This is a genomic window from Aeromicrobium marinum DSM 15272, assembly GCF_000160775.2.
GTDB lineage: Bacteria > Actinomycetota > Actinomycetes > Propionibacteriales > Nocardioidaceae > Aeromicrobium > Aeromicrobium marinum.
In genome coordinates, this window is record NZ_CM001024.1 from 1702666 (window position 1) to 1727176 (window position 24511).

Genomic DNA, 24511 nt, shown 5'->3' on the forward strand with positions numbered 1-24511 from the left:
GCCCCGTCGCCCGGGTGCGTGTCGCCCAGCGCCAGATTGCCGTGTCCCATGCTGTGTAGCCTACTGACGTGAATCCGGGAATCGACATCACGCAGTTCGACCAGGGTGTCCGCGTGCAGGACGACCTCTTCCGCCACGTCAACGGGCCCTGGCTCCGCGACGCACCGATCGCGCCCGACCGGGCCACCGCCGGCTCCTTCGTGGCCCTGGTCGACGAGGCCGAGGTCACGGTCCGTCGCATCATCGAGGCCTGTGTGGCCGGCGAGGTCGAGGACGAGACGGGCGAGGCGGACAAGATCGGCGACCTGTACACCTCCTTCCTCGACCCCGACCGCATCGAGGCGCTGGGCGCCACGCCGCTGGCCGACGACCTGGACCGCATCTCGCGGGTCAGCGAGATCGACGAGTTCGTGGGGCTGCTGGGCGACCTCGAGCGCACCGGCACCCGGGGGGTGATCGGCCTCTACGTGGCGCCCGACCGCGGCCGGCCGGACCGCTACGTGACCCACGTGTTCCAGGGCGGGCTCAGCCTGCCCGACGAGTCCTACTACTCCGGCGACGACTCCGCCGAGCTCCGCGCGGCGTTCGTCGAGCACGTCGCCACCATGCTCGACCTCGCGGGTCTGGAGGACGCGGCCGGCCGCGCCGCGAACGTGCTCGATCTCGAGACCGCCCTCGCCGAGCACCACTGGGACCGGGTCGCCTGCCGTGACGCCCAGAAGACCTACAACCTGCTGACACGGCCCGACCTGCAGGCACTCGTGCCCACGTTCGACCTCGCCCGCTGGGCCGAGGCCGGTGACGTCCCCGACGCAGCTCTCGCGGAGGTCGTGCTGGCCCAGCCGTCCTTCCTCTCCGGTCTGGAGCAGCTGCTGACCGTCGACCGGTTGCCCGACTGGCTGGACTGGCTGCGGTGGCAGGTCGTCCACAGCAGCGCGCCGTACCTGTCCGACGCGTTCGTCGAGGCGAACTTCGAGTTCTACGGCCGCACGCTGAGCGGCACCGACGAGCTGAGGCCCCGGTGGAAGCGCGCCGTCGGGTTCGTGGAGTCGGCGATGGGCGAGGCCGTCGGTCGTCTGTACGTGCGGACGGAGTACCCGCCGGAGTCGCGGGCCCGCATGGACGACCTGATCGCCCACCTGATCGAGGCCTACCGGCAGAGCATCACCGAGCTGCCGTGGATGAGCGACGAGACCAAGGCACGGGCGCTGGAGAAGCTCGAGGCGTTCACCCCGAAGATCGGTCACCCCGAGCGGTTCAAGTCGTACGCCGACCTGGTGACCGACCCCACCGACCTGCTCGGGAACGCCCGCCGGTCCCTCGCCGTCGAGACCGCACGGGAGCTGGCGAAGATCGGCTCACCGATCGACCGCGACGAGTGGTACATGACGCCCCAGACCGTCAACGCGTACTACAACCCCACGATGAACGAGATCGTGTTCCCGGCGGCGATCCTGCAGCCGCCGTTCTTCCATGCCGACGCAGACGACGCCGTCAACTACGGGGCCATCGGCGCGGTCATCGGTCACGAGATCGGTCACGGGTTCGACGACCAGGGCTCGCACTACGACGGGACGGGCGCGCTGCGCAACTGGTGGACCGACGCCGACCGTGCGGCCTTCGACGAGCTGACCTCGGCCCTCGTGGCCCAGTACGACGGCCTCACCCCGGAGGGCGTCGACGGCAGGACGGTCAACGGTGCGCTCACGATCGGCGAGAACATCGGCGACCTCGGCGGACTGTCGATCGCCCACCGGGCCTTCCGGCTCACCGAACCGGCCGACGAGCCGGTCGACGGCCTGACCCCCGACCAGCGGTTCTTCATCTCGTGGGCGCAGGCCTGGCAGAGCAAGGTGCGGCCGGCGGAGACCCTGCGGCGACTCACCGTCGACCCCCACTCCCCGCCGGAGTTCCGCTGCAACCAGGTGGTCCGCAACCTCGACGCCTTCTACGACGCCTTCGACGTGACCCCTGACGACGCGCTCTGGCTCGACCCGGAGCTGCGGGTCACGGTCTGGTCGTCATGACGCCCCGACGGCCATGACCACCGACCTGCGGGAGTTCCCCCAGGCCCGGACCCTGTCGGTGCTCTCGCTCGTCCAGGTCGTCGGCGGCATCGGCAACGGCGCCGGCCTGGCCGTCGGCGCCCTGCTCGTCAAGGACATCAGCGGCTCGTCCGGATGGGCCGGGACCGCCACCGTCATGCTGACGCTGGGGGCCGCCGCCGCGACCATCCCGCTGTCACGCCTCGCGGTCAGGGCCGGTCGGCGACCGGCGCTCGCGACCGGGTGGCTGCTGGGCGCCTCCGGTGCCGCCGTCACCGTCATGGCGGCCGACCGCGCCTCGCTGTGGCTGGTCCTGCTCGGTCTGCTGTTCTTCGGTGCCAGCACGGCCGCCACCCTGCAGTCCCGGTTCGCCGCCGTGGACCGCGCCGCACCCTCGACGGTGGGCCGTTCGCTGTCGATCGTGGTCTGGTCGACCACGGTCGGGGCGGTCGCCGGCCCCAATCTCACCGGACCGGGCGCCGCGGTCGCCGCGCGCGTGGGTGTGCCGGACCTCGCCGGCCCCATGCTGTTCTCCGTCGCCGCGTTCGGCCTCGCCGGGATGTTGACCCTCCTGACCTTGCGACCGGACCCTCTGGTGCGGCGCACCGCCGCCGACCGGGGACCACGCGTCCGTGCGCTGGACCACCTCCACGGTCCCGCGCTCACCGCGGTCGGCGCCATCGCCGCCTCCCACGCCGTGATGGTCGGCGTCATGTCGCTCACCCCCGTGCACCTGGCCGACCACGGCGCGTCGCTGCAGCTGATCGGTCTGACGATCAGTCTGCACATCGCCGGCATGTTCGCCCTGTCCCCGGTGTTCGGGTGGCTCAGTGACCGCCTCGGACCGGTGCCCATGATCGTGGCCGGCCAGATCGTCCTGGTCCTCGCGGTGGCCGTGGCCGGCACGGCCGGCGACTCCCACCTCTGGGTCACGATCGGTCTGGTGCTGCTCGGCCTGGGCTGGTCCGCGTCGGTCATCGCCGGCGCCGCCCTGCTGACGCTCGTGGTCGACGCCGAGGCCCGGCCCGCGGTACAGGGTTTCGCCGACCTGGCCATGAACCTCGCGGGTGCCGGCGGGGGGCTCCTGGCGGGGCTGGTGATGGCATGGAGCGGCTTCGGCGCGCTCAACGCCGCCGCGGCGGCCCTGACCCTGCCGGTGGCGGGTCTGGTGCTCGCCGGACGGCGTGCAGCGGCCGAGCTGGCCGCCGCCGACCGGGTGGCCTGACTAGCGCCTCAGCAGGTCGTGCCGGACCCAGTCGCGCACCCTGGCCCTGGCGTCGGTCCCGACGTCGACGAGGGTGTAGGCGCGGTCGGTGACCGCATCGGTCACCGGACTCAGGCGGTCGGTCACCGGCGAGACCAGGTCGACCCACCACCAGAACCACCGGTCCAGCACGTCCTCGGGCACCACCAGCAGGGTCACCGCGATGATCGCGAGGGAGGCGGTGACCGAGCCGAACACCACCGCGAAGAAGACGTTCGTGCCGATCGCCAGCACACCGACGATGATCCGCGAGGTGCGGGTGAGCAGCAGCGGGGCGAAGAACAGCTGGACCACGAGCACGGTGTAGGTCAGGACGGCCAGGACGACGGGACTGGCACTGACCAGGTCCGAGAGCCACGGCAACGGCCGGAACTCCGGCAGCTGCGTGGTGGCGTACAACGCCTCGCCCTGCCGCCACACGCTGCGGGCGATCTTGTCGAGACCGGCCGTGGTGTACAGCAGCACCGTCTGCACGAGCAGGCCGAGGAGGCCGATGTTGTGCAACCCCGTGAACAGCCACGGCGGCAGCGCAGCCTCGGCCGACCAGTCGCGACCCCGCGCCTCGGACCGGGCCACCCGGCGCGAGTCCAGGGACAGCTCTGCACCGGCGTGGGTCAGCAGCAGCCACAGCAGCGACAGCCGGACGGCGTTGTCGCTGGGGCTGCCGACCATGGGGTTCTGGCCGACGATCGCGATGAACCCGACCAGGGTCACCAGGTTGGCAGCCCTGGTGCGCCACCCCGCCACGAGCGCCGCAGAGGCCAGCAGGGTCGCCCCGTAGACCAGCGTGACGACGTCGTCGCTCGCGTCACGCATGAGCGCCAGCTCGGGGAAGTCGCTGACGTCGCGTGCGGGGTCGGCCCAGACCGAGGCCTCGCCCACCCAGAGGGCCCGGTCGCCGAAGTTGACCACCAGGACGCCCAGGACGGACAGCCCGAGCCCGATCCGGCACAGCGCGAGGGCGAACGAGGCGTGCCGCTCGGTGAACAGCCACTCCTCCGCACCCTCGCGGAGGCGCGTGAGGAGGTCCAGCAGGGCCCACCAGGCATTCATGCGGTCTCCCTCTCCACGTAGTCGTTGAACGCCCTCTGGGCTCCCTCGCCGGCGGGCACGGCCTGTCGCCAGCCCAGGTCGATGCTCTCGAACTCCAGGTCGGTGAGCTCGGTGTCTCCCCGCTCGTCGTAGTCGGGGACCCGGCGCAGGCCGATCCGCACCTGGATCTGCTCGACGATGCCACCCCATCGCGCCGTCGCGTAGAGCGTGCCGTACCGCGTGGCCATGAAGTGGGAGGCGAAGTACCGGCGTGTCTCGTCGGACGTGGCGCCGCCCTCGAACAGCAGGCCCTCCAGCTCGACCAGGTCGATCTCGCCGTAGTCCTCGGCCAGCAGCGGTTGCAGCTCCTCGGGGATCTCGCGCACCGCGGCATTGAGGTTGGTCGCGAGCGAGCGGGGTGCACGGAGGATGCGCGGGCCGACGGTCCCGTGACGCTCGAGCTCCTCGGCCGTGAGGTCGACCCAGGCCGTCTCCTCCAGCTCTCCGGACTCCCCACGGATCCGCGCGCGCAGCTCCAGTGACTCGTCGGCGAACTGGGCGCCGGGGTCCAGTGCCCTCGGTGACTGCTGGAAGTACGGGTTGACGTACGCCGCGAGGGTCCGCCCGCCGACGGACTCCCGGATCGGGTTGTCCGGCGAGAGCCAGAGACCCACCACGGCGGAGTGCACCACGACGGCACCACCAAGGACGAGCATCAGCCACCGCTGCCACGCGCGGGGCGGCGTCGCGGTTTCGGGCATGGGGATCATCCTAGGTGGGCCGTCGAAGGTGCTGGGAACAGACGACTGCCGGTGACCCGAGGGTCACCGGCAGTCGTCGTCAGTCCGGAATCAGACGTCCAGGCTGCTCATGCGTCGCTTCTCGTTGATGAGCACGGCGCCGCCGAACATCATCAGCGCCAGACCCAGCAGCCAGAACGGCGTCAGGTTGGCCGAGCCGGTGGCCGGCAGGGTGTCGACGGGGCTGTCGATGAACCCGCCCTGGGCGTCGGCGTTGCCGTCGGCGACCGCGTCGGCGTTGGCGTCGGCCACCGCGTCGGCGTCGGCCACCGCGTCGGCGTCGGCCACCGCGTCGGCGTCGCTCACGGCGTCGACGTTGTTGTCGTCGGCGACCTCGAAGAAGCCGTTGGGGCCACAGGCCGAGCGGGCCACGTCGAGGGTGGCGACGGTGCCGAGGATGTCGAGGCTGAGCGCCGTGACCTCCACCGAGCCGTCGGGGTTGGTGACCTGGCCGTTGACGGTGCCGGTGAGGATCGGGACGATCGCCTCACCGAGGGTGTCGATGACCGGGCCGAGCGCCGCGAGGACGCCTTCGACCAGGATGTCCTCGATCAGCGGCACGAGGTCGGCGAGGGTGCCGAGCGCACCACCCAAGCTCTCGCGCAGCGTGGCCTCGATGCCCTCGAGCGCGCCGGTGGCGAGCTGCGAGATGGCGACCTGACCGACCAGCGGGGAGTTGGGGTCGGTGCCGAGCTGGATCGGGACGACCAGCAGCGGGTCGTCCGACGGGCCGACGACGATGTCGATGCCGGCGACCGAGGAGCTCATGGTGGCGGGGCTTCCGGCCACGGCCGAGCAGGTGCTGCTGACGGCGCCGATCTCGATCGAGACCGGGATGGCGCCCTGGAGCGCCTCCAGGATCGGGCTGAGAGCCGCGTCCTGGATGCCGGCCAGCAGCGGGGTCAGCGCCAGCTCGAACAGCGGGCCGGTGATCGGGTCGAGCCCGGCGAGCACGTCGTCGAGGATCGTGCCGGTGTTGATGGCGTCGAGATCGCCACCCAGGGTCGACAGGTCGATCGTGGTCAGGGCGGGGATGTCGATGGACTCGACCGACGAGCTCGCGGTCGAGGTGCCGTTGATCCCGTCCAGACCGGTCGACGCCGTCTGGTTGAAGGTGCCGGTGCCCTGGGTCGCGAGGCCCGTGCCGCAGATGTCGAGGGTGCCCTCGGTGGCCGGGCCGGTGGACTCGACGCGGCACACGGAGGTGTCGACGATGCCGGTCAGACCGGTCGCGGTGATGGCGCTGGACTCGGCCCGTGCGATGACGTCGCCCGGCGCACTGTTGGCCGAGAACGACAGGCCCGTCGTGACGATCAACGTCGTCAGCCCGAGAGCCAAGGAATTCTTGGCGAGCTTGTTCTTCATCGAGGACTACTCCTTGCAAACTGTGGTGTGTGTCCCGCCATGACGGTGTCTCCCCCGCACACGACTGAGGGCAGTCGTGGACTGCCGGTCGCCATTCTAACCACACTCTCAGGTTTCGCCGCACACTCCGGCGTCATCGGACGGCCAACAGGCGTATCGGGTACGTCACACCGAGATGGTCTTGCGCGATCGGGCACGACGGTGCTGCCACCAGCGCGAGACCATCCGCTGGCCGTTGCGCCAGGAGGCGTCGCTCACCAGGATCATGTCGACGGCGATCATCACCAGCGAGAAGTAGAGGATGCCCATGAGGACGCCGATGCCCACGTGCATCCCCGTCACCAGGACCAGCGCCACCAGTCTGGTCGGCCGATAGATCAGCAGCACGGGGAAGAACAGCTGGATGGCGATCGCCAGGTAGGTCGACGCCGCGATGACCGGGCCGTTGGAGATCAGCGGCTGCAACCAGTCGCCCCAGGGTGAGTAGGCATCGGTCTGCAGCGGGAAGTACACCGCTGTCCCGTCGAGCCAGACCGAGCTCTGCACCTTCCACAACGCCGAGGCCACGTAGACCATCACGACCTGGTGGATGATCAAGATCGTCGCGAGGTTGTGCAACGTCGCGGGGAACCAGACCGGGAACCACGGGCGCACCTCACCGCGACGGCTGCGCAGCCGGGCGTCGACCGACCACACCCGGCCCGCGTCGGTGAAGCACAGGTAGAACAGCACCATCCGCAGGACGGAGTCGCCGCCGGACCCCACGAACGGGTCGGTCACGTACAGCGACATCCACAGGAACAAGGTCATGATCGTGGAGGCGCGGGTCGAGAATCCGACCATCAGGGCCAGGCCGAACAGGATCGTCACCACGTAGGCCAGGTCGAACGCCGGTCCGGACAGCTGCTGGAACAGGCCGAGGAACTCCGGCCACGCCCGCGTCTGGCGCACCTGGTCGGTCCAGTCGGCGCCGTCGCCCCAGGTGTAGCTGCGGTCGGGCCAGTTGGTGATCAGCTGGCTGGCGACGATGAAGCCCAGGATCATCCGGGTGACGGCCAGCCCGTAGGTCGAGCGCTTGTCCTCGGTCAGCCACTGCAGGCCGGCGCCGATCATCGGTGCCTCGCATCGAAGTCCGCGACTGCCCGGCGCTCGGCGTCGGAGCCCGGCGTCGGCACCCGCCAGCCGCCGGTGCTCTGCGAGGCCGGCGGTCGCGCTGCGGCCCGTTCCTCGTCGTCACCACTCCGGGCGTCGTAGGGAGTGACACCCTGGCTGCGCGTGGCGTACCGGACCGCGACGAACTCACGACCGGGGTGGCGCGACAGCAGCACGTTGGTGGCCAGCTGGGCCGTGGCGCGCTCGTACCGCAGGAAGGAGTCGGCGGCCCGCGACACCCGACCGTCCTCGGCCAGGTCCAGTCGGAGCTCGGCCCACTCCGGCGGATCCTCGACCGACGTGGCGTCGACGACCTGCTGCTGGTCCGGCGGCAGCGCGCCGAATCGGGCACGCAGCGGGGAGTACAGCTTGTTGGTGATGTAGCCGGCCCGGCCGCCCACGAGCTGGTGCCGGACGAGGTCGAGCTCGACCTCGGTCCAGTCGATCCACTCGGTCTCGACGATGTCGCCGTCCTCGTCGCGGTAGGCGCCCTGGAACAGGACTGCGCGGTCCTCCGAGACCGGGTTCGGCGCGAACAGTCGCCAGTTCTGAGTGAAGAACGGGTCGAGGTAGCCGGTCTGGTCGGCGACGGCCGCGGAGTAGCGGTTCGGCGGCAGCGACTCCATCGTCACCGCCGTCAGGTGGACACCGGCCGTGACCACGGCGGCCGCGACGAACGTCGTACGCAGACTCGGCCAGGACACGCGCACACGGTATACCTCGACGTCGACCGGACACCGAGTTCGCCTCGCTGCGCTGGCTGGCGGTCGCCAGGGAACGCAGCGACCGTGAGGGCGAAACCCGAGGCGACCCTCGCGCAAGGTTCGCCTCGCTGCGCTCACGTCCGCTCGTCCCTCGCGGACTGGCGAACACCAGCTCGCGAGCGATCTCGGTGGTTGAGGTGCTGCGAGGAACGAGCAGCCTCGAAACCACGCCCCCTTGCGGTCGCCAGGGAGCGCAGCGACCGTGAGGGCGAAGCCCGAGGCGACCCTCACCCAAGGTTCGCCTCGCTCCGCTCACGCCCTCGCAAGCTCGGGCTGGCGAACACAGGCCGCGCCAGTTGACCGTGGCGCGCGAGACTGCGGTCGCCAGGGAGCGCAGCGACCGTGAGGGCGGAGCCCGAGGCGACCCTCACGCAAGGTTCGCCTCGCTTCGCTCACGCCCTCGTTCCTCGGGCTGGCGAACGGTGCCTACGGTCGCCAGGGAGCGCAGCGACCGTGAGGGCGGAGCCCGAGGCGGCCCTCACGCGAGGTTCGCCTCGCTGCGCTCACGCCCTCGCCAGCTCGGGCTGGCGAACACGGAGCCGCGCGCGGTCGCCAGGGAGCGCAGCGACCGTGAGGGCGGAGCCCGAGGCGACCCCCACGCAAGATTCGGCTCGGTCAGCGGGGGCGCAGGGAACGACGAAGGGCCCGGGCCGATGGCCCGGACCCTCCTTCGTCGATGTGGAGCATAGGAGATTCGAACTCCTGACCTCTTCCATGCCATGGAAGCGCGCTACCAACTGCGCCAATGCCCCGCGGGTGCTGACCCGAAGGCCGATCACCGATCTTAGTACGTGCCCGGGACGGGCGACAAACCGGGTCAGGAGTCGTCGGACATGACCGGTTCGGGCAGACTGCCCGCGTTCCACTCCGTCAGCCGCCACCACCGCTGGTGCGGCGGTCCGCTCTCGGTGAGGACCGCCCAGGAGCAGTTGGACAGCGCACCGAAGGTCCGCCAGTGCTCCTCGGGGAACCCGAGGAAGGTGCAGGCGCCGGTGCGGATGACCGCGCCGTGCGCCACCACCACCATCGTCGCGTCGGCGGGCAGGACCTCCAGCGCCTCACGCACACCGGCAGCGAACCGCTCCCCCGCCTGGGCGTGGGTCTCGGAGTCCGGGATCTGGGTCTCGTCACCCTCCATCCACGCGCGCATGCCGTCGGGGTAGCGGTCCCACGCCTCCTGCCACGTGAGCCCCTCCCGCGCACCGAAGTCCATCTCGCGCAGGCGCGGGTCGGGCTCGGCCGGCACGCCCACCAGCTCCGCCAGCGCCTCGGCGGTGTGACGGGCCCGCTCCAGGTCCGAGCACAGGATCCGGTGGGGGGCGAGCGACGCCAAGCGGCGGGCCGCAGCCGCAGCCTGTTCACGTCCCACGTCGTCCAGCGAGGTGTCGGTCTGCCCCTGCACCCGGCCGGCCACGTTCCACGCCGTCCGCCCGTGGCGCCACAGGATGATCTGACGGCTCACCGGACGGCCCGCCCGTCGGTCACGCGACCGGCACCGTGGGGCAGTCGCTCCACAGTCGCTCGAGCGCGTAGAAGGCCCGCTCCTCGGTGTGCTGGACGTGCACGACGATGTCGGCGAAGTCCAGCAGGATCCACCGGCCCTCACGGGATCCTTCACGGCGCACGGCCTTGGCGCCCATGGTGTGCAACCGCTCCTCCACGGCGTCCTGCACGGCACGCGCCTGGGTGGGACTGGTGGTGGTGCACAGCACGAAGACGTCGGTGATGTAGATCTGCTCGGAGACGTCGAAGGCCACGATGCCGGTGGCGGACTTGTCGTCGGCGGCGGCGGCCGCGGCGCGGGTCAGCTCGACGGCACGGTCGGAGGCGGTCATGAGGGGTGTGGTCCTTTCGAGGACTCGGAGGCGTAGAGGCCGTGCTTGGCGATGTACTGCACGACTCCGTCGGGAACGAGGTACCAGACCGGTTCGCCGGCTCCCACCCGTTCGCGGCAGTCGGTGGAGGAGATCGCCAGTGCAGGGATCTCCAGCAGGGTGATGCGGTCCACCGGCAGGCCCACGAGGGAGTTCTCGTCCAGCTCGTGTCCGGGCCGGGTGCAGCCGACGAACTGCGCCAGCTCGAACAGCTCGTCGTGGTCCCGCCAGCTGAGCAGGGCCGCCATGGCGTCGGCGCCGGTGATGAAGTAGAGGTCGGCGTCGGGGTGCGCGGCCGACAGGTCGCGCAGGGTGTCGATCGTGTAGGTGGGTCCGTCACGGTCGATGTCGACGCGGCTCACCTCGAACAGCGGGTTCGAGGCGGTCGCGATGACGGTCATCAGGTAGCGGTCCTCGGCCGGTGAGACCTGACGGTCGAGCTTCTGCCAGGGCAGGCCGGTCGGCACGAAGATCACCTCATCGAGCCCGAAGGACGCCTGCACCTCGCTGGCCGCCACGAGGTGACCGTGGTGGATCGGGTCGAACGTTCCGCCCATGACGCCGACGCGACGCCGGCGACCGGGCGAACCCGTGCGGTGCGTGCTCAGGTGTGCTCGCGGCCCTTGCCGAAGGCGAGCAGACCGAACAGCAGCGTCAGCAGGATGACCAGGGTCACGGCCCCGATGACGTACGGCATGTTGGTGTGCTCGGCCTCTTCGGCCGCGAGGAGCATCGTGGTCAGCATGGGAGCAATCTACCAGCGCCGACCGGGCGGGCGACCCGCGCTCAGCGGATCTGTCCGTCGCCCTCGACCAGGTAGGTGGTGGTGGTCATCTCGGTGAGCCCCATCGGCCCCCGGGCGTGCAGCTTCTGCGTCGAGATGCCGATCTCGGCACCGAAGCCGAACTCGCCGCCGTCGGTGAAGCGGGTGGAGGCGTTGACCATCACGGCGGCGGAGTCCACGCCGAGCGTGAAGCGGCGCGCCGTGGCCATCGAGGACGTGACGATCGCCTCGGTGTGGCCCGACGAGTAGGTCCGGACGTGCTCGATCGCCTCGTCGACGGAGCCGACCACGGCGGCGGAGATGTCGAGGTCGAGGTACTCGGTGGCGTGGTCCTCCTCGGTCACCGCCACGACCGAGGGGTCGGCGGCACGGAAGGTGGCGTCACCGTGGATCGTGACACCGCGGGCGACGAGGGCGGCGACGATCCGCGGCACGAACGTCTCGGCCACGTCGGCGTGCACCAGCAGCGACTCCGCGGCGTTGCAGACGCTCGTGCGATGCGTCTTGGAGTTCAGCACGATCGCCTCGGCCATGTCGAGGTCGGCATCGGCGTCGACGTACACGTGGCAGTTGCCCGTGCCGGTCTCGATCACCGGGACCGTCGACTCCTGCACGACCGTGCGGATCAGGCCGGCGCCCCCGCGCGGGATCACGAGGTCGACGAGCCCGCGGGCCCTCATCAGGGCGGTCGCCGACGCGCGGTCCTCCGACGGCAGCAGCTGGACCAGGTCCGACGGCAGTCCGCAGCCGGCGATCGCGCCGGCCATGACGTCGACGATGGCGCGGTTGGACCGCGCGGCGGACGACGAGCCGCGCAGCAGCACCGCGCTGCCCGCCTTCAGGCAGATCGCTGCCGCGTCGGCGGTGACGTTGGGGCGACCCTCGTAGATCATGCCGATGACCCCCATCGGCACCCGCACCTGCTGCAGCCGCAGGCCGTTGGGCAGCACCGATCCACGGACCACCTCGCCCACCGGGTCGGGCAGCCCGGCCACGTCGCGCACCCCGTCGGCGAAGGCCGCCACGCGGTCGGCGTCCAGGCGCAGGCGGTCGAGGACGTTCTCGGGTGTCCCGGCCGCACGTGCCCTGTCGACGTCGACGCGGTTGGCCTCGAGGATCGACCCGGTCGCCTCGACGAGCGCGTCGGCCGCGGCCAGCAGCGCGGCGTCCTTGGTGTGTCGGGTCGCCGTGGCCAGCTGCCGGGAGGCCGTCCTGGCCCGTCGGGCTGCGTCGTGCACGTGCTGGGTCACGGGATCGTCCTGCATGGCGACGATCGTACGGTTCACAGCACCATCAGGTCGTCGCGGTGCACGACCTCGCGCTCGTACTCCGGTCCGAGGTCGGCCAGCAGGTCGCGGGTCGAGCGGCCGAGCATCACCGGCAGCTCGGTGCTGTCGAAGTTGACCAACCCGCGGGCGACGACGGCGCCGTCGAGCCCGACCAGGTCGACCGGGTCGCCGGCGACGAAGTCGCCCTCGACCGCCGTGATGCCGGCGGGCAGCAGGGAGGCGGTGCCGCGGGCCACGGCGCCGACGGCACCGTCGTCCAGGACGAGCCGACCCTTGGTCTCACTGGCGTGCGCGAGCCACAACAGCCGGGCGGGGCGACGCTTGCCGGTCGGATGGAACCGGGTACCGACCTGTTCGCCGGCCAGCGCGGCCCGCATGGTGCCCTCCGCCGCGCGAGTGAGCACGACAGGGATGCCGGCCGCCGAGGCGATGCGGGCGGCCTCGACCTTGGTCACCATGCCACCGGTGCCGACGGCAGATCCGATCCGCGCGATGTCGACCCCCTCCAGGTCCGCGGGACCGCGGACGTCGGAGATCGGCCGGGACCCGGGCTCGTCGGGATGACCGGTGTGCAGGGCGTCGACGTCGGAGAGCAGGACCAGCAGGTCCGCGTGCACGAGGTGCGCCACCAACGCGGCGAGCCGGTCGTTGTCGCCGAACCGGATCTCGGTGGTCGCCACGGTGTCGTTCTCGTTGACGACCGGGACGATGCCGAGCTCGAGCAGCTTGACGAAGGTGTGCTGGGCGTTGCGGTAGTGGCTGCGCCGGGTGACGTCGTCGACGGTGAGCAGCACCTGCCCGACGGTGAGTCCGTGCGCGGCGAATCCCGCGGCGTAGCGGGCGATCAGCGCCCCCTGCCCGACGCTCGCCGCGGCCTGCTGGGTGGGCAGGTCACCGGGACGACGCGCCAGACCCAGAGGACCCAGGCCGGCGGCGATCGCCCCCGAGCTGACCAGGACCACCTCGTGGCCCTCGGCCCGGGCCGCAGCCAGTGCATCGGCCACGGCGACGACCCGCTCGTCGTCGAGGTGACCCTCGGGGGTCGCCAGGGACGACGACCCGACCTTGACGACGATGCGACTCACGGGGCGTCCCGATCGGTCGCGTCCACTCCCCCGGTCTGCGTCGAGGCAGGGTCGTCGGCATCGGGCTCGTCGGCATGGGGGTCGTCGCCCGCGGGACCTGCATCGCGGACGAGCGCGCCGGACGCCGCCCGCTCCTCGGCAGCCCGGATCTCGCGGGCCTCCGCCTCGTACGCACGCTTCTCGGCCAGCTGCTGACGGCGTTCGGCGTTGGTGCGGCGGTCCGACTGGTCGATGCGCAGGTCCTCGCCGCGACGACCGAGCACCTCGGCGCCGGCCGGGGTCTCCGGGTCGAAGTCGAAGATCACCGAGTCCTCGTCGGTACCGATGACGACGTCGTCGCCGGCCTCGGCGCCCAGCTCGAGCAGCTTGGCCTCGACGCCGAGCCGGTTGAGCCGGTCGGCCAGGAACCCGACCGCCTCGTCGTTGCTGAAATCGGTCTGGTGCACCCAGCGCGTGGGCTTCTCGCCGCGGACCACCCACTGGCCGGCCCGGTTCTCGATCGTGAACTCCTCACCCAGGCCGCTCTCGGCCCGGGGGCGCAGCACGATGCGGGTCGGCTCGGCCTCGGGCAGCGCCTCGCGGCGGGCCTTGACGATCTCGGCCATGGCGAAGCCGAGCTCGCGCAGGCCTGCGTGGCTGGCTGCCGACACCACGAACACCTCGAGCCCTCGGGCCTCCAGGTCCCCGCGCACGAAGCCGGCGATCTCGGCGGCGTCGGGCACGTCGGCCTTGTTGAGCGCCACGATGCGCGGGCGGTCGGAGAAGTCCGTCCCGGTCTGCTCGCCGTAGCGGGTGAGCTCGTTCTCGATCACGTCGAGGTCGGTGAGCGGATCCCGACCGGGCTGGACCGTCGCGCAGTCGATGACGTGCACGAGGGCCGCGCACCGCTCGACGTGGCGCAGGAAGTCGTGCCCGAGCCCCTTGCCCTCGCTGGCGCCCTCGATCAGTCCGGGCACGTCGGCCACGGTGAAGGTCGTCTGGCCCGCGGTGACCACCCCGAGGTTCGGCACGAGGGTGGTGAACGGGTAGTCGGCGATCTTGGGGCGGGCGCGCGAGATCGACGCGATCAGGCTGGACTTGCCCGCGCTGGGGAACCCGATGAGGCCGATGTCGGCGACGACCTTGAGCTCCAGGGTCAGCGTCATCGACTGTCCGGGCTCGCCCTTGAGGGCGAATCCGGGGGCCTTGCGCTTGCTCGACGCGAGAGCCGCGTTGCCCAGACCGCCGCGTCCGCCGGCGGCGATGACGAGCTCGGTGCCGGCGCCCACCAGGTCGGCGAGCACCTCACCGTCACCGGCACGCACCACGGTGCCGTCGGGCACGAGCAGCACCAGGTCCGATCCCTTGCCGCCGCTACGGTTGGAGCCGGCACCGGGCGCGCCGTTGCCGGCCTTGCGGTGCGGTTCGTGGTGGTAGTCGACCAGGGTGGTGACGTCACGGGCGACCCGCAGGATCACGTCACCGCCGTGACCGCCGTTGCCGCCGTCGGGCCCACCGAGCGGCTTGAACTTCTCGCGGTGCACGGAGGCGACGCCGTGCCCACCGTCACCGGCCGCGACGTGCAGCGTCACCTGGTCGACGAAACTGGGAATCGCCACGACCCGTCCTCTCTGATCGATGGTCCCCGCCCGGGCCGGAGGCCGTGGAACGGGAGAAGGGGCAGCCCGCCTCTGCGGACTGCCCCTTCACATGAGCTTCAGTGGTCCCGGATCACTCCGCGGCTGCGAGGGGGGCCGCAGCGACGTCGGCCGGGACGATGTTGACGACCTTGCGGCCGCGCTTGCGACCGAACTCCACGGCGCCCGAAGACAGGGCGAACAGGGTGTCGTCGCCACCGCGACCGACGTTCGTGCCGGGGTGGAAGTGGGTCCCCCGCTGGCGGACGATGATCTCGCCGGCGTTGACCTGCTGGCCGCCGAACCGCTTCACGCCGAGTCGCTGTGCGTTGGAGTCGCGACCGTTCTTGGTGGACGCAGCGCCCTTCTTGTGTGCCATGTGTTCAGTCCCTGCTGTGTCGGGTTAGGCGGAGATGCCGGTGATCTTGACCTGGGTGTACTTCTGACGGTGCCCCTGGCGCTTCTTGTAGCCGGTCTTGTTCTTGTACTTCTGGATGATGATCTTGGGGCCCTTGGTGCCGCCCAGGACCTCGGCCGTCACGGACGCCTTGGCGAGCGCCGCGGTGTCGGACGTGACGGTGTCGCCGTCGACGAGGAGGACGGCCGGCAGCGAGAGCTGCTCGCCCTCGGCCTGGGCGACCTGGTCGATCTGGATGACGTCGCCGACGGCCACCTTCTGCTGGCCACCACCACTGCGCACGATTGCGTACACCACGGGAAATCCTTCATGTCGAACTGCTGCGGCGGGCGCTGTGCGCCCAGGAAAAAGGGAGTGGGTGCCACGGGAACGGGCACGCACCGACGGTCCAGTCTACGGAGCCTGACCCTCGTCGGTCAAAACGGGGTGGTCGGACGACGGCTCGGGTGTCTGCTCCGGTGCTGACGCCGTCCCGACCGGGCTGGCCGGGGCCACCACGTCGGTCGACTCCGGCGCCACGACCTGGTCGCTGCCGTCGGGCTCGTGCACCGACGGATCGGCCACTGCCTCGGCGGAGTCGTCGGCCCCCGACTCGTCGACCACAGGCTCCCCCGCACCGGAACCGCGGCCCTGGCCCTGGGAACGGCCGTTGCCGTTGTTGCCGTTGTTGTTGCCGTTGTTGCGACCTCCGCCGCCGGAGCGGTTGCCCCCGGAACGTCCGCCCTGCTGGTTGCCGCCCTGGTTGCCGCCGTCCTGGCCGGACCCCTGACCGTCACCACCGCCGCCGCGACCGCCGCGACCGCCACGCCCGCCCCGACGGCCCTCGTCCTTGCGGGGCTCGATCGGCTCGGCCTGGATGACGATGCCACGACCCTTGCAGTGCTCGCAGTCGGTGCTGAACGACTCGACCAGGCCGGTACCGATCCGCTTGCGGGTCATCTGGACCAGGCCCAGCGAGGTCACCTCGGCCACCTGGTGACGGGTGCGGTCGCGACCGAGGCACTCCACCAGACGGCGCAGCACCAGGTCGCGGTTGCTCTCCAGCACCATGTCGATGAAGTCGATGACGATGATCCCGCCGATGTCGCGCAGACGCAGCTGGCGCACGATCTCCTCGGCGGCCTCGAGGTTGTTCTTGGTGACGGTCTCCTCGAGGTTGCCACCCGAGCCGGTGAACTTGCCGGTGTTGACGTCGACGACGGTCATCGCCTCGGTGCGGTCGATGACGAGCGACCCTCCGGACGGCAGCCAGACCTTGCGGTCGAGTGCCTTGTGGATCTGCTCCTCGATGCGGAACCCGGCGAAGGCGTGCCGCCCGTCGTGCTCCTCCGGCTCCCAGCGCTCGAGGCGCTCGGCCAGGTCAGGGGCCACGTGCTGGACATAGCCGGAGATGTTGTCCCAGGCGTCACGACCCTCCACGACCAAGGAGGTGAAGTCCTCGTTGAACAGGTCGCGCACGACCTTGATCATCAGGTCCGGCTCGGAGTAGAGCAGCTCGGGTGCCTTGCCGGCCTCGACCTTGCGCTCGATGTCCTCCCAGCGTGCCTTCAGCGACGCGACGTCGCGGGTCAGCTGGTCCTCCGAGGCTCCCTCGGCCGCCGTGCGCACGATGACGCCCGCATCAGCGGGCAGCACCTCCTTGAGCAGCGTCTTCAGACGCGTGCGCTCGGTGTCGGGCAGCTTGCGCGAGATGCCGTTGGTCTGTCCGCCGGGGACGTAGACGAGAAACCGTCCCGGCAGGCTGACCTGGCTGGTGAGGCGGGCGCCCTTCTGCCCGACCGGGTCCTTGGACACCTGCACCAGCACGGTCTGGCCGGACGTGAGGACGTCCTCGATCTTGCGCTGCTTGCCGTTGCCGAGACCCGACCAGTCGATCTCGCCGGCGTAGATGACGGCGTTGCGGCCCGCACCGATGTCGATGAAGGCGGCCTCCATGCTCGGCAGGACGTTCTGCACCTTGCCCAGGTACACGTTGCCGATGAGCGACGTCTGCGACTCGCGGGCCACGTAGTGCTCCACCAGGACCTTGTCCTCGAGCACGGCGATCTGCGTGTAGTCGTCGTGCTGACACACGACCATCTGGCGGTTGACCGACTCACGGCGAGCCAGGAACTCCGACTCCGAGACGATCGGCGCCCGCCGGCGGCCCTGCTCACGGCCCTCTCGGCGGCGCTGCTTCTTGGCCTCCAACCGGGTCGAGCCGGCGACGCTGGTGATCTCGTCCTCGGCCGTGCGTCCGTCCCGGACGCGCACCACGGTGTTCTCGGGGTCGTCGCCCGCCCCGGACCCACCGTCACCGCTGCGGCGGCGGGACCGGCGACGTCGGCTGCCGGCCGATCCGGAGCCGTCGCCGGAGTCGTCGCTGTCCTGGTCGTCGCTGTCGCCCGTCTCGGCGTCACGGTCGCCGGAGTCCTCGTCGCTGTCGGGCTTGCGGCGACGGCGACCTCCGCGGCTGCGGCGCCGGCGGCGTGGACCGCCCTCGCCGGACTCGTCGTCGGACCCGTCGTCGGTCGAGTCGTCGTCGGCATCGTCCTCGATGTCGTCGTCGGCGTCGTCCTCCACCACGGTGGGGCGGGCGCGGCGCGGAGCCACGACCGGCTCCGGGGCCTGGAACATCAGGCCACCGGCGGGCACCACGGGCGCCCGCGGCGCGGGCGAGGCCTCGGCGGGCGCGGTCGCCGAGGCGTCGTCGCCCGTCTCGTCATCCTCGGGGGCGGCGGCCGGCTCGGCCTGCTTCGCCGTCTGCTTCTTCGGTGCCGCCTTGGCGGCGGTCTTCTTGGTCGCCGCCTTCTTGGCGGGCTTCTCGGCCGCCGGAGCCGGTTCGCTGTCAGCCGTGGTGGCGGCGGCGACTTCCTCCGTCGCAGCCGGGGCCGGCGTGGAGTCGCTGTCACCGGCGACGGGCGGACCGGCCGGGCGACCGGCCGCTCGGCGACGCGTCCTCGTCGTGCTGGTGGTCGTCGCGGTGGTGGGGGCGTCGTTCTCGTCGAGCATCTGCTCTCCTCGGCCCTCGGACGGTCGTCGGACCATCCGGGGCGGTGTCAGTGGTCCGTCCAGCGGACCCAAGCCTTCGGTCTGCGACGAACACGCGGCCTGTCACTACGACGGGCTCCCACCGCCGCGGTCAGCACCCGGTCGGATGCGTCGCGGTCGAGGGTGAGGTCCCGTCGGCCGTGCCGGTGACCCGAGGGGCAGTCCGCGCGGGCTGCGCGGTGCCGAGGATCGGGAACCGGCGGATCGTCGTCCGGTCGAACAGCGTCGGTGGACGCAGGAACGACCGTGTCCAGTATCGCACAGTCACCCCGGCTTCACGCGCTCGTCACCTGAGGGGGTCGCCGACCGTTCCGTCCACGAGCGGGCCCTGGGCGGCCCGGGTCGCCACCGGCGCTCCCGGCACCTGCAGCCCGTGGGCGCGCAGTGCCGTGACCACGTCGTCCGGCCGGACCGTGGGCACGGTGACGGCCACGACCGCGGCGATCTGCACCCCGTCACCGGTGTCCTCGCAGGTCAGCGACACGAGGGCGGACCGGACGTCGATGTCGCGCAGTCCGCGCTTGGTCATCCGTTCGACGGTCAGCGCCTCGGCGGCGAGGGCGGCGTCGATCGCCGCCCGTACCTCGCCGACGTCGGCCCCGGGCAGGTCCACCAGCCACAGCGAGGCCTCCAGACGATCGGCCAACGCCCCGGGCGCGGCGACCGCCACGTCGATCAGATCGAGGTCCGGCGGCAGGGACGCGTCGAGCGCTGCCCTGACCTCCTCGGGGTCGCAGACGCGGGTGAGGCCGATCTCGAGGAACTCCGCCTCGCTGGCCGCACCGGTGGGTGCCGCATTGGCGTAGGAGATCTTCGGGTGCGGGCTGAAGCCGGACGAGTGTCCGATCGGCACCCCGGCGCGGCGGACCGCCCGCTCGAAGGCGCGGCTGAAGTCGCGGTGGCTGGTGAATCTCAGCCGGCCGCGCTTGGCGTAGCGCAGGCGGATCTTCTGCACGATCGGCAGCTGGGGGTTCGGCGCCTCGGGGTTCGGCGTCCCCTCCAGCGTGGTGGCACCCGTCACCGGACGACGCTCAGCGGCAGGAGCTGCTGACCGGTGGGGCCGATCTGGATGTCGGTGTCCATCGACGGGCAGACCCCGCAGTCGAAGCACGGGGTCCACCGGCAGTCCTCGACCTCGACCGGGTCGTCGGCCAGCGCGTCCAGCCAGTCCTCCCAGAGCCAGTCCTTGTCCAACCCGGAGTCGAGGTGGTCCCACGGCAGGATCTCGTCGGCGCCCCGCTCGCGGGTCGTGTACCAGTCGAGGTCGACCCCGGTGCCGGCCAGCACCTCCGCGGCCTTGGCCTCCCAGCGATCGAACGAGAAGTGCTCGCTCCACCCGTCGAAACGGCCTCCGTCGCGCCACACGGCCTCGATGACCCGGCCCACCCGACGGTCGCCGCGGGACAACAGGCCCTCGACGATCCCGGGGCGGCCGTCGTGGTAGCGGAAGCCGATCGCACGGCCGTACTTCTTGTCGGACTGGACCGACGCCCGCAGCTTGCGCAGCCGCTCGTCGGTGGTCTCGTGGTCGAGCTGTGCCGCCCACTGGAAGGGGGTGTGCGGCTTGGGGACGAAGCCACCGATCGACACGGTGCAGCGGATGTCCTTGTGTCCGGCGACCTCCCGACCGGTGTCGATGACCCGCTTGGCGAGCTCGCCGATCTGCAGCACGTCCTCGTCGGTCTCGGTGGGGAGTCCGCACATGAAGTAGAGCTTCACCTGACGCCACCCGTGCGAGTAGGCGGCGGCCACGGTGTTGATGAGGTCGTCCTCGCTGACCATCTTGTTGATGACCCTGCGCATCCGCTCGCTGCCGCCCTCGGGGGCGAACGTCAGTCCGGAACGTCGTCCGTTGCGGCTGAACTCGTTGGCCAGCGTGATGTTGAAGGCGTCGACCCGGGTCGACGGCAGCGACATCGAGGTGTTGGTGCCCTCGTACCGGTCCGCGAGCTGGGTGGCCATCTCACCGATCTCGGAGTGGTCGGCGCTGGAGAGGCTCAGCAGCCCGACCTCGTCGAACCCGCTCGCCGCCAGTCCGTTGTCGATCATCTGACCGATGCTCTGCAGGGACCGCTCCCGTACCGGCCGGGTGATCATGCCCGCCTGGCAGAACCGGCAGCCGCGGGTGCAGCCGCGGAAGATCTCGACGCTGAACCGCTCGTGCACCGTCTCGGCCAACGGCACGAGGGGCTTGCGCGGGTACGGCCACGCGTCGAGGTCCATCAGCGTGTGCTTGGCGACCCGGACGGGGGCGTCCTGGTGGTTCGGCACGATCGCCTCGATCGAGGCGTCGGGGCCGTAGGTGACGTCGTAGAACCGTGGCACGTACACGCCGCCGGAGGCCGCCAGACGGCGCAGCAGCTCCAGCCTGCCGCCGGGTGAACCCTCGGCCTTGTGCTCCCGGACGACCTCGCTCACGGCCAGGACGATCTCCTCGCCGTCGCCCAGGACGACGGCGTCGACGAAGTCGGCCACCGGCTCGGGGTTGAAGGCGCTGTGCCCGCCGGCGATCACGACGGGGTCCTCGTCGCGGCGGTCGACCGCGTGCAGCGGGATGCCCGCGAGGTCCAGCGCCGTGAGCATGTTGGTGTAGCCGAGCTCCGTGGCGAAGGACAGACCCAGCACGTCGAACGCGCCGACGGGGCGGTGGCCGTCGACCGTGAACTGGGGGATGTCGTGGTCCCGCATGACCTGTTCCATGTCGGCGAACACGGCATAGGTGCGCTCGGCGAGGATCCAGTCCCGCTCGTTGAGGACCTCGTAGAGGATCTGGACACCCTGGTTGGGCAGGCCGACCTCGTAGGCGTCGGGGTACATCAGGGCCCACCGCACGCTCACGGAGTCCCAGTCCTTGACGGTGGCGTTCAGCTCGCCGCCGACGTACTGGATCGGCTTGGACACCGAGGGCAGCAACGGCTCCAGGCGGGGGAAGACGGACTCGACGGACATGGTCACCAGCCTAACGGCCACGCGCCACTGCGGGCCCGGGCGACAGGGCTGGCTAGGCTCGGGGCATGGGCCTGTTCTCCCGCGGCAAGGCGCCGCTCACCGTCACCTACCGTGCCAAGAGCGAGTCCGGTGGCCTCGACCAGGTCCTGTCGTTCCGCAACGACACGGAGACCGCGTTGCTGCCGACCCTGCGGTTCGTGGCCCGCGACCACTACGGCCGCGAGCTGCCCCACGTGGTGCCGCACAGCGTGCTGGGCATGGACCGGGGCGCCGTGTGCGTGCCGCCGGGCTCCACCGGCATCGACGTGCTGGCGTTCACCGGCGAGGGGAACCGCTCGGTGCGCGGCGTCGAGGCGCACGTGGTGGAGATCATGGAGGCCGAGCACCCGCCCCTCACGCAGGACGTGACGGTCGTGATGATCGACCTCGAGCAGCGCAAGACCTACGAGCCGGCCGACTTCTGGGGCGTGGGCCTGGCCAATCCCAACGACGTCGAGGTCGAGATGCGGGTCGTGCTCATCCAGCACGAGCCGCAGGCGCCGAAGGACGACCCGCGACAGGTCGTCGACGTGGTCGAGATGACCGAGACCGTGACGGTCGCCCCGCAGGGCCATCAGGTCATCTGGCTGCCCGAGGACGTCCGCGGTCAGTACGACGGCGTGCTCGGCGCTCCGGTGCCCGCCCTGCGCCTCTGACCCCCGCCGCAGTTTCCCAGGATGACCTGGGAATCCGTCACCGGGCACAGAAAACTGGCACCTGACCCCTGTTGCAACCGGGGTGAGGTGTCAGTTTCCCAGGATCACCTGGGAAACATCAGGCGGGGAGGTCGGGGAACCACAGGGCGATCTCGCGAGCGGCGGACTCCTCGGAGTCCGAGGCGTGCACGAGGTTCTCGCGGTTGGACAGGGAGAGGTCCCCCCGGATCGTGCCGGGAGCGGCGGCGCGCCCGTCGGTGGCGCCGTTGAGTGCCCGCACCACGCCGATGGCCTCGTCGCCCTCGAGCACGACGGCGACGAGCGGTCCCGACACCGCGAACTCCCGCAGCGGCGGGTACCAGGGCTGCTCGACGTGCTCGGCGTAGTGCGCGTCGGCCATCGCCGCGTCGATCGACCGCAGCTGCATCGCGACGAGCGTCAGGCCCTTGGCCTCGAAGCGGGACAGGATCGCGCCGGTGAGTCCGCGGCGGACCGCATCGGGCTTGAGCAGGACGAGCGTGCGCTGGGTCATGGCCGCGAGCCTATCGACCGCAGCCGGTCCCGCTGCCCGCCGGGAGCCGCCACGACCGCTGCGTCCTCGTCGGCCACCGCCAGCACCCGGACCATCGATCCAGACTAACCCGCGGTGTCCGTCTCGTCGCCCTGCTCGGCTGCCTCCCGGGCCCAGCGGGCCTTGTCCTCGTCGATGCGGGCACCGAGTCGGAACGCCGCGATCCAGAGGGCGGCGAACATGCCACCGACGAAGAACATGATCGGCACGAGGAAGCCCAGCCCGATCGACGCGACCTGGATCCCGTGGCCCACCCAGTACGCCTGCGGCCGGCGCAGGGATCCCGCGGTCAGCAGGCACAGCACCGTGAGGCCCAGGCCCATGACCAGCGCAGGGGTGCGGTCCACGCCCTCCACCGAGATCATCACAGGGGTCGAGAGTCCGAGGACGATGGACTGGAAGAACAGCATCGCGGCGCACAGACCTCTCACGACCGCCGACCTTCCGCCGCGGTGCCCGCGAGGGTGCGGGCCTCCCCCACCGTGACCACCGAGCCGGTGACCAGCACACCGCCGCTGCCGATCGCGTCCTCGAAGCCCTCGGACGCCTCCGCCAGGAGGATCGCGCGCTCGAGCGCGTCGTCGAGTCGGGGCGAGACGCTGACCCGGTCGTCACCGAGGCGGTCGGCCACGATGCCCGCGAGCTCGTCGGCGGGCATGCAGCGGTCACTGGAGTTCTGGGTGCAGACGACGTGGGCGACCGCCGGATCGAGCACCTCGACCATCTCCTCGACGTCCTTGTCGGCCATGACGCCGAGCACGACGACCAACGGGCTGAAGGCGAACTCCTCGGCCACCCCGGCGACGGCGGCCCGGAGTCCGTGCGGGTTGTGGGCCGCGTCGAGCAGCACGGTGGGGCTGCGGCGCACGACCTCCAGCCGGCCCGGTGAGGTGACGGTGGCGAAGGCCGCCCGCACGACGTCGGGATCGAGCTCCTTGCCGCCGGTGAACGCCTCGACGGCGGCCAGGGCCAGCGCGGCGTTGTGGGCCTGGTGCGCGCCGTGCAGCGGCAGGAAGATCTCCTCGTAGTGCCCCGCGAGGCCCTGCAGGTCGACCTGCTGACCTCCGAGGGCGGCGATCCGGGCGGCGACACCGAAGTCGACCCCCTCGCGCAGCAGGGTGGCGCCGACCTCGGCCACCCGCTGCCCGATGACGTCGAGCACCTCGGTGTCCTGCTCGGCCACGACGACGTGGGCCCCGGGCTTGACGATGCCCACCTTCTCGTGGGCGATCGCCAGGGGCGAGTCGCCGAGGTACTGGGCGTGGTCGACCGAGATCGGACCGATGACCGCGACCTGCCCGTCGGCCACGTTGGTGGCGTCCCACGTACCGCCCATGCCGACCTCCACGATCGCGGCGTCGACGGGCGCGTCGGCGAACGCCGCGTAGGCCATCGCGACGGTCATCTCGAAGAACGACAGGGGGTGCGCCTGGCTGTCGTCGACGATCTGCGCGTACGCCGCCACGTCGGCGAAGGCGTCGACGAAGCCGTCCTCGCTGAGCGGGGACCCGTCGATGCTGATGCGCTCGGTCATGCTCTGCAGGTGGGGGCTCGTGAAGCGTCCGGTGCGCAGGTCCAACGCCGTGAGCAGCGCGTCGATCATCCGCCCGGTCGAGGTCTTGCCGTTGGTGCCGGTGAGGTGGATCAGCGGCGCCGAGTCCTGAGGGTCACCGAGCAGGCGGCACAGGGCCGAGATGCGTTCGAGGGACGGCTCGAGGCGGGATTCGGGCCAACGACCGAGCAACGCGTGCTCGACCTCGGCGTACGTGGGTCTCATC

23 protein-coding genes and 1 tRNA gene are annotated in these 24511 nt (G+C 71.1%); 3 read left to right on the forward strand and 21 right to left on the reverse strand.

Annotated elements, in window-relative coordinates; genetic code table 11:
* The first annotated feature begins 68 nt into the window (after positions 1-68).
* Both HMPREF0063_RS08690 and HMPREF0063_RS08695 read left to right on the forward strand, forming a co-directional pair.
* Entirely contained in the window at positions 69-2027 is a 1959-nt protein-coding gene (locus HMPREF0063_RS08690) for a M13 family metallopeptidase (RefSeq protein ID WP_007078294.1), read from the forward strand.
* 13 nt (positions 2028-2040) lie between these two features.
* Entirely contained in the window at positions 2041-3270 is a 1230-nt protein-coding gene (locus tag HMPREF0063_RS08695) for an MFS transporter (protein WP_007078295.1), read from the forward strand.
* Here the strand turns inward: HMPREF0063_RS08695 and HMPREF0063_RS08700 are convergent, their stop codons facing one another.
* The 18 genes from HMPREF0063_RS08700 to HMPREF0063_RS08780 form a co-directional block, all read right to left on the reverse strand.
* On the reverse strand, positions 3271-4362 hold the full coding sequence (locus HMPREF0063_RS08700) for an HTTM domain-containing protein (RefSeq protein WP_007078296.1): 1092 nt from the start codon (positions 4360-4362) through the stop codon (positions 3271-3273).
* The gene (locus HMPREF0063_RS16795) at positions 4359-5102 is read right to left on the reverse strand and encodes a DUF5819 family protein (RefSeq protein ID WP_040320207.1); all 744 of its coding nucleotides are present in this window, start codon (positions 5100-5102) and stop codon (positions 4359-4361) included. The genes HMPREF0063_RS08700 and HMPREF0063_RS16795 overlap by 4 nt, the downstream gene beginning before the upstream one ends.
* A 90-nt stretch (positions 5103-5192) precedes the next feature.
* Positions 5193-6506 carry a hypothetical protein gene (locus tag HMPREF0063_RS08710; protein WP_007078298.1) on the reverse strand — a complete coding sequence of 438 codons (1314 nt, stop codon included), beginning with the start codon at positions 6504-6506 and terminating at the stop codon, positions 5193-5195.
* Between the two features lie 165 nt (positions 6507-6671).
* Positions 6672-7619, reverse strand: a complete 948-nt coding sequence (locus HMPREF0063_RS08715) for an HTTM domain-containing protein (RefSeq protein WP_007078299.1) — start codon at positions 7617-7619, stop codon at positions 6672-6674.
* Positions 7616-8362, reverse strand: a complete 747-nt coding sequence (locus HMPREF0063_RS08720) for a DUF5819 family protein (RefSeq protein WP_156794076.1) — start codon at positions 8360-8362, stop codon at positions 7616-7618. Before HMPREF0063_RS08720 ends, HMPREF0063_RS08715 begins: the two co-directional genes overlap by 4 nt.
* Before the next feature lie 739 nt (positions 8363-9101).
* A tRNA-Ala gene (locus HMPREF0063_RS08725) sits at positions 9102-9174 on the reverse strand.
* Between the two features lie 65 nt (positions 9175-9239).
* Positions 9240-9884: a histidine phosphatase family protein gene (locus tag HMPREF0063_RS08730; RefSeq protein WP_007078301.1), complete on the reverse strand. Its 645-nt coding sequence runs from the start codon at positions 9882-9884 to the stop codon at positions 9240-9242.
* Between the two features lie 19 nt (positions 9885-9903).
* Complete coding sequence (gene rsfS, locus HMPREF0063_RS08735; RefSeq protein ID WP_007078302.1) at positions 9904-10257, reverse strand: ribosome silencing factor; 354 nt, start codon at positions 10255-10257, stop codon at positions 9904-9906.
* A complete protein-coding gene (gene nadD / locus HMPREF0063_RS08740; protein ID WP_007078303.1) occupies positions 10254-10853 on the reverse strand; it encodes a nicotinate-nucleotide adenylyltransferase in 600 nt (199 codons plus the stop codon). The genes rsfS and nadD overlap by 4 nt, the downstream gene beginning before the upstream one ends.
* Positions 10854-10900: 47 nt before the next feature.
* On the reverse strand, positions 10901-11041 hold the full coding sequence (locus tag HMPREF0063_RS16965; protein WP_007078304.1) for a hypothetical protein: 141 nt from the start codon (positions 11039-11041) through the stop codon (positions 10901-10903).
* A 41-nt stretch (positions 11042-11082) separates the two neighbouring features.
* Positions 11083-12345, reverse strand: a complete 1263-nt coding sequence (locus HMPREF0063_RS08745; RefSeq protein WP_007078305.1) for a glutamate-5-semialdehyde dehydrogenase — start codon at positions 12343-12345, stop codon at positions 11083-11085.
* A 17-nt stretch (positions 12346-12362) separates the two neighbouring features.
* Positions 12363-13454, reverse strand: a complete 1092-nt coding sequence (gene proB / locus HMPREF0063_RS08750) for a glutamate 5-kinase (RefSeq protein ID WP_007078306.1) — start codon at positions 13452-13454, stop codon at positions 12363-12365.
* On the reverse strand, positions 13451-15052 hold the full coding sequence (obgE, locus tag HMPREF0063_RS08755; protein ID WP_007078307.1) for a GTPase ObgE: 1602 nt from the start codon (positions 15050-15052) through the stop codon (positions 13451-13453). The genes proB and obgE overlap by 4 nt, the downstream gene beginning before the upstream one ends.
* Positions 15053-15164: 112 nt before the next feature.
* On the reverse strand, positions 15165-15449 hold the full coding sequence (rpmA, locus tag HMPREF0063_RS08760; protein ID WP_007078308.1) for a 50S ribosomal protein L27: 285 nt from the start codon (positions 15447-15449) through the stop codon (positions 15165-15167).
* Between the two features lie 24 nt (positions 15450-15473).
* Positions 15474-15782 carry a 50S ribosomal protein L21 gene (gene rplU / locus HMPREF0063_RS08765; protein ID WP_040320702.1) on the reverse strand — a complete coding sequence of 103 codons (309 nt, stop codon included), beginning with the start codon at positions 15780-15782 and terminating at the stop codon, positions 15474-15476.
* Between the two features lie 99 nt (positions 15783-15881).
* Positions 15882-18479, reverse strand: a complete 2598-nt coding sequence (locus tag HMPREF0063_RS08770; RefSeq protein WP_007078310.1) for an Rne/Rng family ribonuclease — start codon at positions 18477-18479, stop codon at positions 15882-15884.
* Positions 18480-18804: 325 nt separating this feature from the next.
* Entirely contained in the window at positions 18805-19539 is a 735-nt protein-coding gene (locus HMPREF0063_RS08775; protein ID WP_007078312.1) for a TIGR03936 family radical SAM-associated protein, read from the reverse strand.
* The gene (locus HMPREF0063_RS08780; RefSeq protein ID WP_040320208.1) at positions 19536-21467 is read right to left on the reverse strand and encodes a TIGR03960 family B12-binding radical SAM protein; all 1932 of its coding nucleotides are present in this window, start codon (positions 21465-21467) and stop codon (positions 19536-19538) included. The genes HMPREF0063_RS08775 and HMPREF0063_RS08780 overlap by 4 nt, the downstream gene beginning before the upstream one ends.
* A 65-nt stretch (positions 21468-21532) precedes the next feature.
* Here HMPREF0063_RS08780 and HMPREF0063_RS08785 point away from each other — a divergent pair, with 65 nt between their 5' ends.
* A complete protein-coding gene (locus HMPREF0063_RS08785) occupies positions 21533-22162 on the forward strand; it encodes a hypothetical protein (protein ID WP_040320209.1) in 630 nt (209 codons plus the stop codon).
* 118 nt (positions 22163-22280) lie between these two features.
* Here the strand turns inward: HMPREF0063_RS08785 and ndk are convergent, their stop codons facing one another.
* From ndk to HMPREF0063_RS08800, 3 genes are all read right to left on the reverse strand, one after another.
* On the reverse strand, positions 22281-22694 hold the full coding sequence (gene ndk, locus HMPREF0063_RS08790; RefSeq protein ID WP_007078314.1) for a nucleoside-diphosphate kinase: 414 nt from the start codon (positions 22692-22694) through the stop codon (positions 22281-22283).
* A 104-nt stretch (positions 22695-22798) separates the two neighbouring features.
* Complete coding sequence (locus HMPREF0063_RS08795) at positions 22799-23164, reverse strand: DUF4233 domain-containing protein (protein ID WP_083788892.1); 366 nt, start codon at positions 23162-23164, stop codon at positions 22799-22801.
* Positions 23161-24510 carry a bifunctional folylpolyglutamate synthase/dihydrofolate synthase gene (locus tag HMPREF0063_RS08800; RefSeq protein WP_007078316.1) on the reverse strand — a complete coding sequence of 450 codons (1350 nt, stop codon included), beginning with the start codon at positions 24508-24510 and terminating at the stop codon, positions 23161-23163. Before HMPREF0063_RS08800 ends, HMPREF0063_RS08795 begins: the two co-directional genes overlap by 4 nt.
* Between the last annotated feature and the right edge of the window lies 1 nt (position 24511).

Bases quoted from the DNA above. Each gene is read 5' to 3' on its own strand.
- HMPREF0063_RS08695 (WP_007078295.1), top strand. From the start codon at position 2,041: ATGACCACCGACCTGCGGGAGTTCCCCCAGGCCCGGACCCTGTCGGTG.
- HMPREF0063_RS08700 (WP_007078296.1), bottom strand. From the start codon at position 4,362: ATGAATGCCTGGTGGGCCCTGCTGGACCTCCTCACGCGCCTCCGCGAG.
- HMPREF0063_RS16795 (WP_040320207.1), bottom strand. From the start codon at position 5,102: ATGCCCGAAACCGCGACGCCGCCCCGCGCGTGGCAGCGGTGGCTGATG.
- HMPREF0063_RS08710 (WP_007078298.1), bottom strand. From the start codon at position 6,506: ATGAAGAACAAGCTCGCCAAGAATTCCTTGGCTCTCGGGCTGACGACG.
- HMPREF0063_RS08715 (WP_007078299.1), bottom strand. From the start codon at position 7,619: ATGATCGGCGCCGGCCTGCAGTGGCTGACCGAGGACAAGCGCTCGACC.
- rsfS (WP_007078302.1), bottom strand. From the start codon at position 10,257: ATGACCGCCTCCGACCGTGCCGTCGAGCTGACCCGCGCCGCGGCCGCC.
- nadD (WP_007078303.1), bottom strand. From the start codon at position 10,853: ATGGGCGGAACGTTCGACCCGATCCACCACGGTCACCTCGTGGCGGCC.
- HMPREF0063_RS16965 (WP_007078304.1), bottom strand. From the start codon at position 11,041: ATGCTGACCACGATGCTCCTCGCGGCCGAAGAGGCCGAGCACACCAAC.
- HMPREF0063_RS08745 (WP_007078305.1), bottom strand. From the start codon at position 12,345: ATGCAGGACGATCCCGTGACCCAGCACGTGCACGACGCAGCCCGACGG.
- rpmA (WP_007078308.1), bottom strand. From the start codon at position 15,449: ATGGCACACAAGAAGGGCGCTGCGTCCACCAAGAACGGTCGCGACTCC.
- HMPREF0063_RS08770 (WP_007078310.1), bottom strand. From the start codon at position 18,479: ATGCTCGACGAGAACGACGCCCCCACCACCGCGACGACCACCAGCACG.
- HMPREF0063_RS08780 (WP_040320208.1), bottom strand. From the start codon at position 21,467: ATGTCCGTCGAGTCCGTCTTCCCCCGCCTGGAGCCGTTGCTGCCCTCG.
- HMPREF0063_RS08785 (WP_040320209.1), top strand. From the start codon at position 21,533: ATGGGCCTGTTCTCCCGCGGCAAGGCGCCGCTCACCGTCACCTACCGT.
- ndk (WP_007078314.1), bottom strand. From the start codon at position 22,694: ATGACCCAGCGCACGCTCGTCCTGCTCAAGCCCGATGCGGTCCGCCGC.
- HMPREF0063_RS08800 (WP_007078316.1), bottom strand. From the start codon at position 24,510: ATGAGACCCACGTACGCCGAGGTCGAGCACGCGTTGCTCGGTCGTTGG.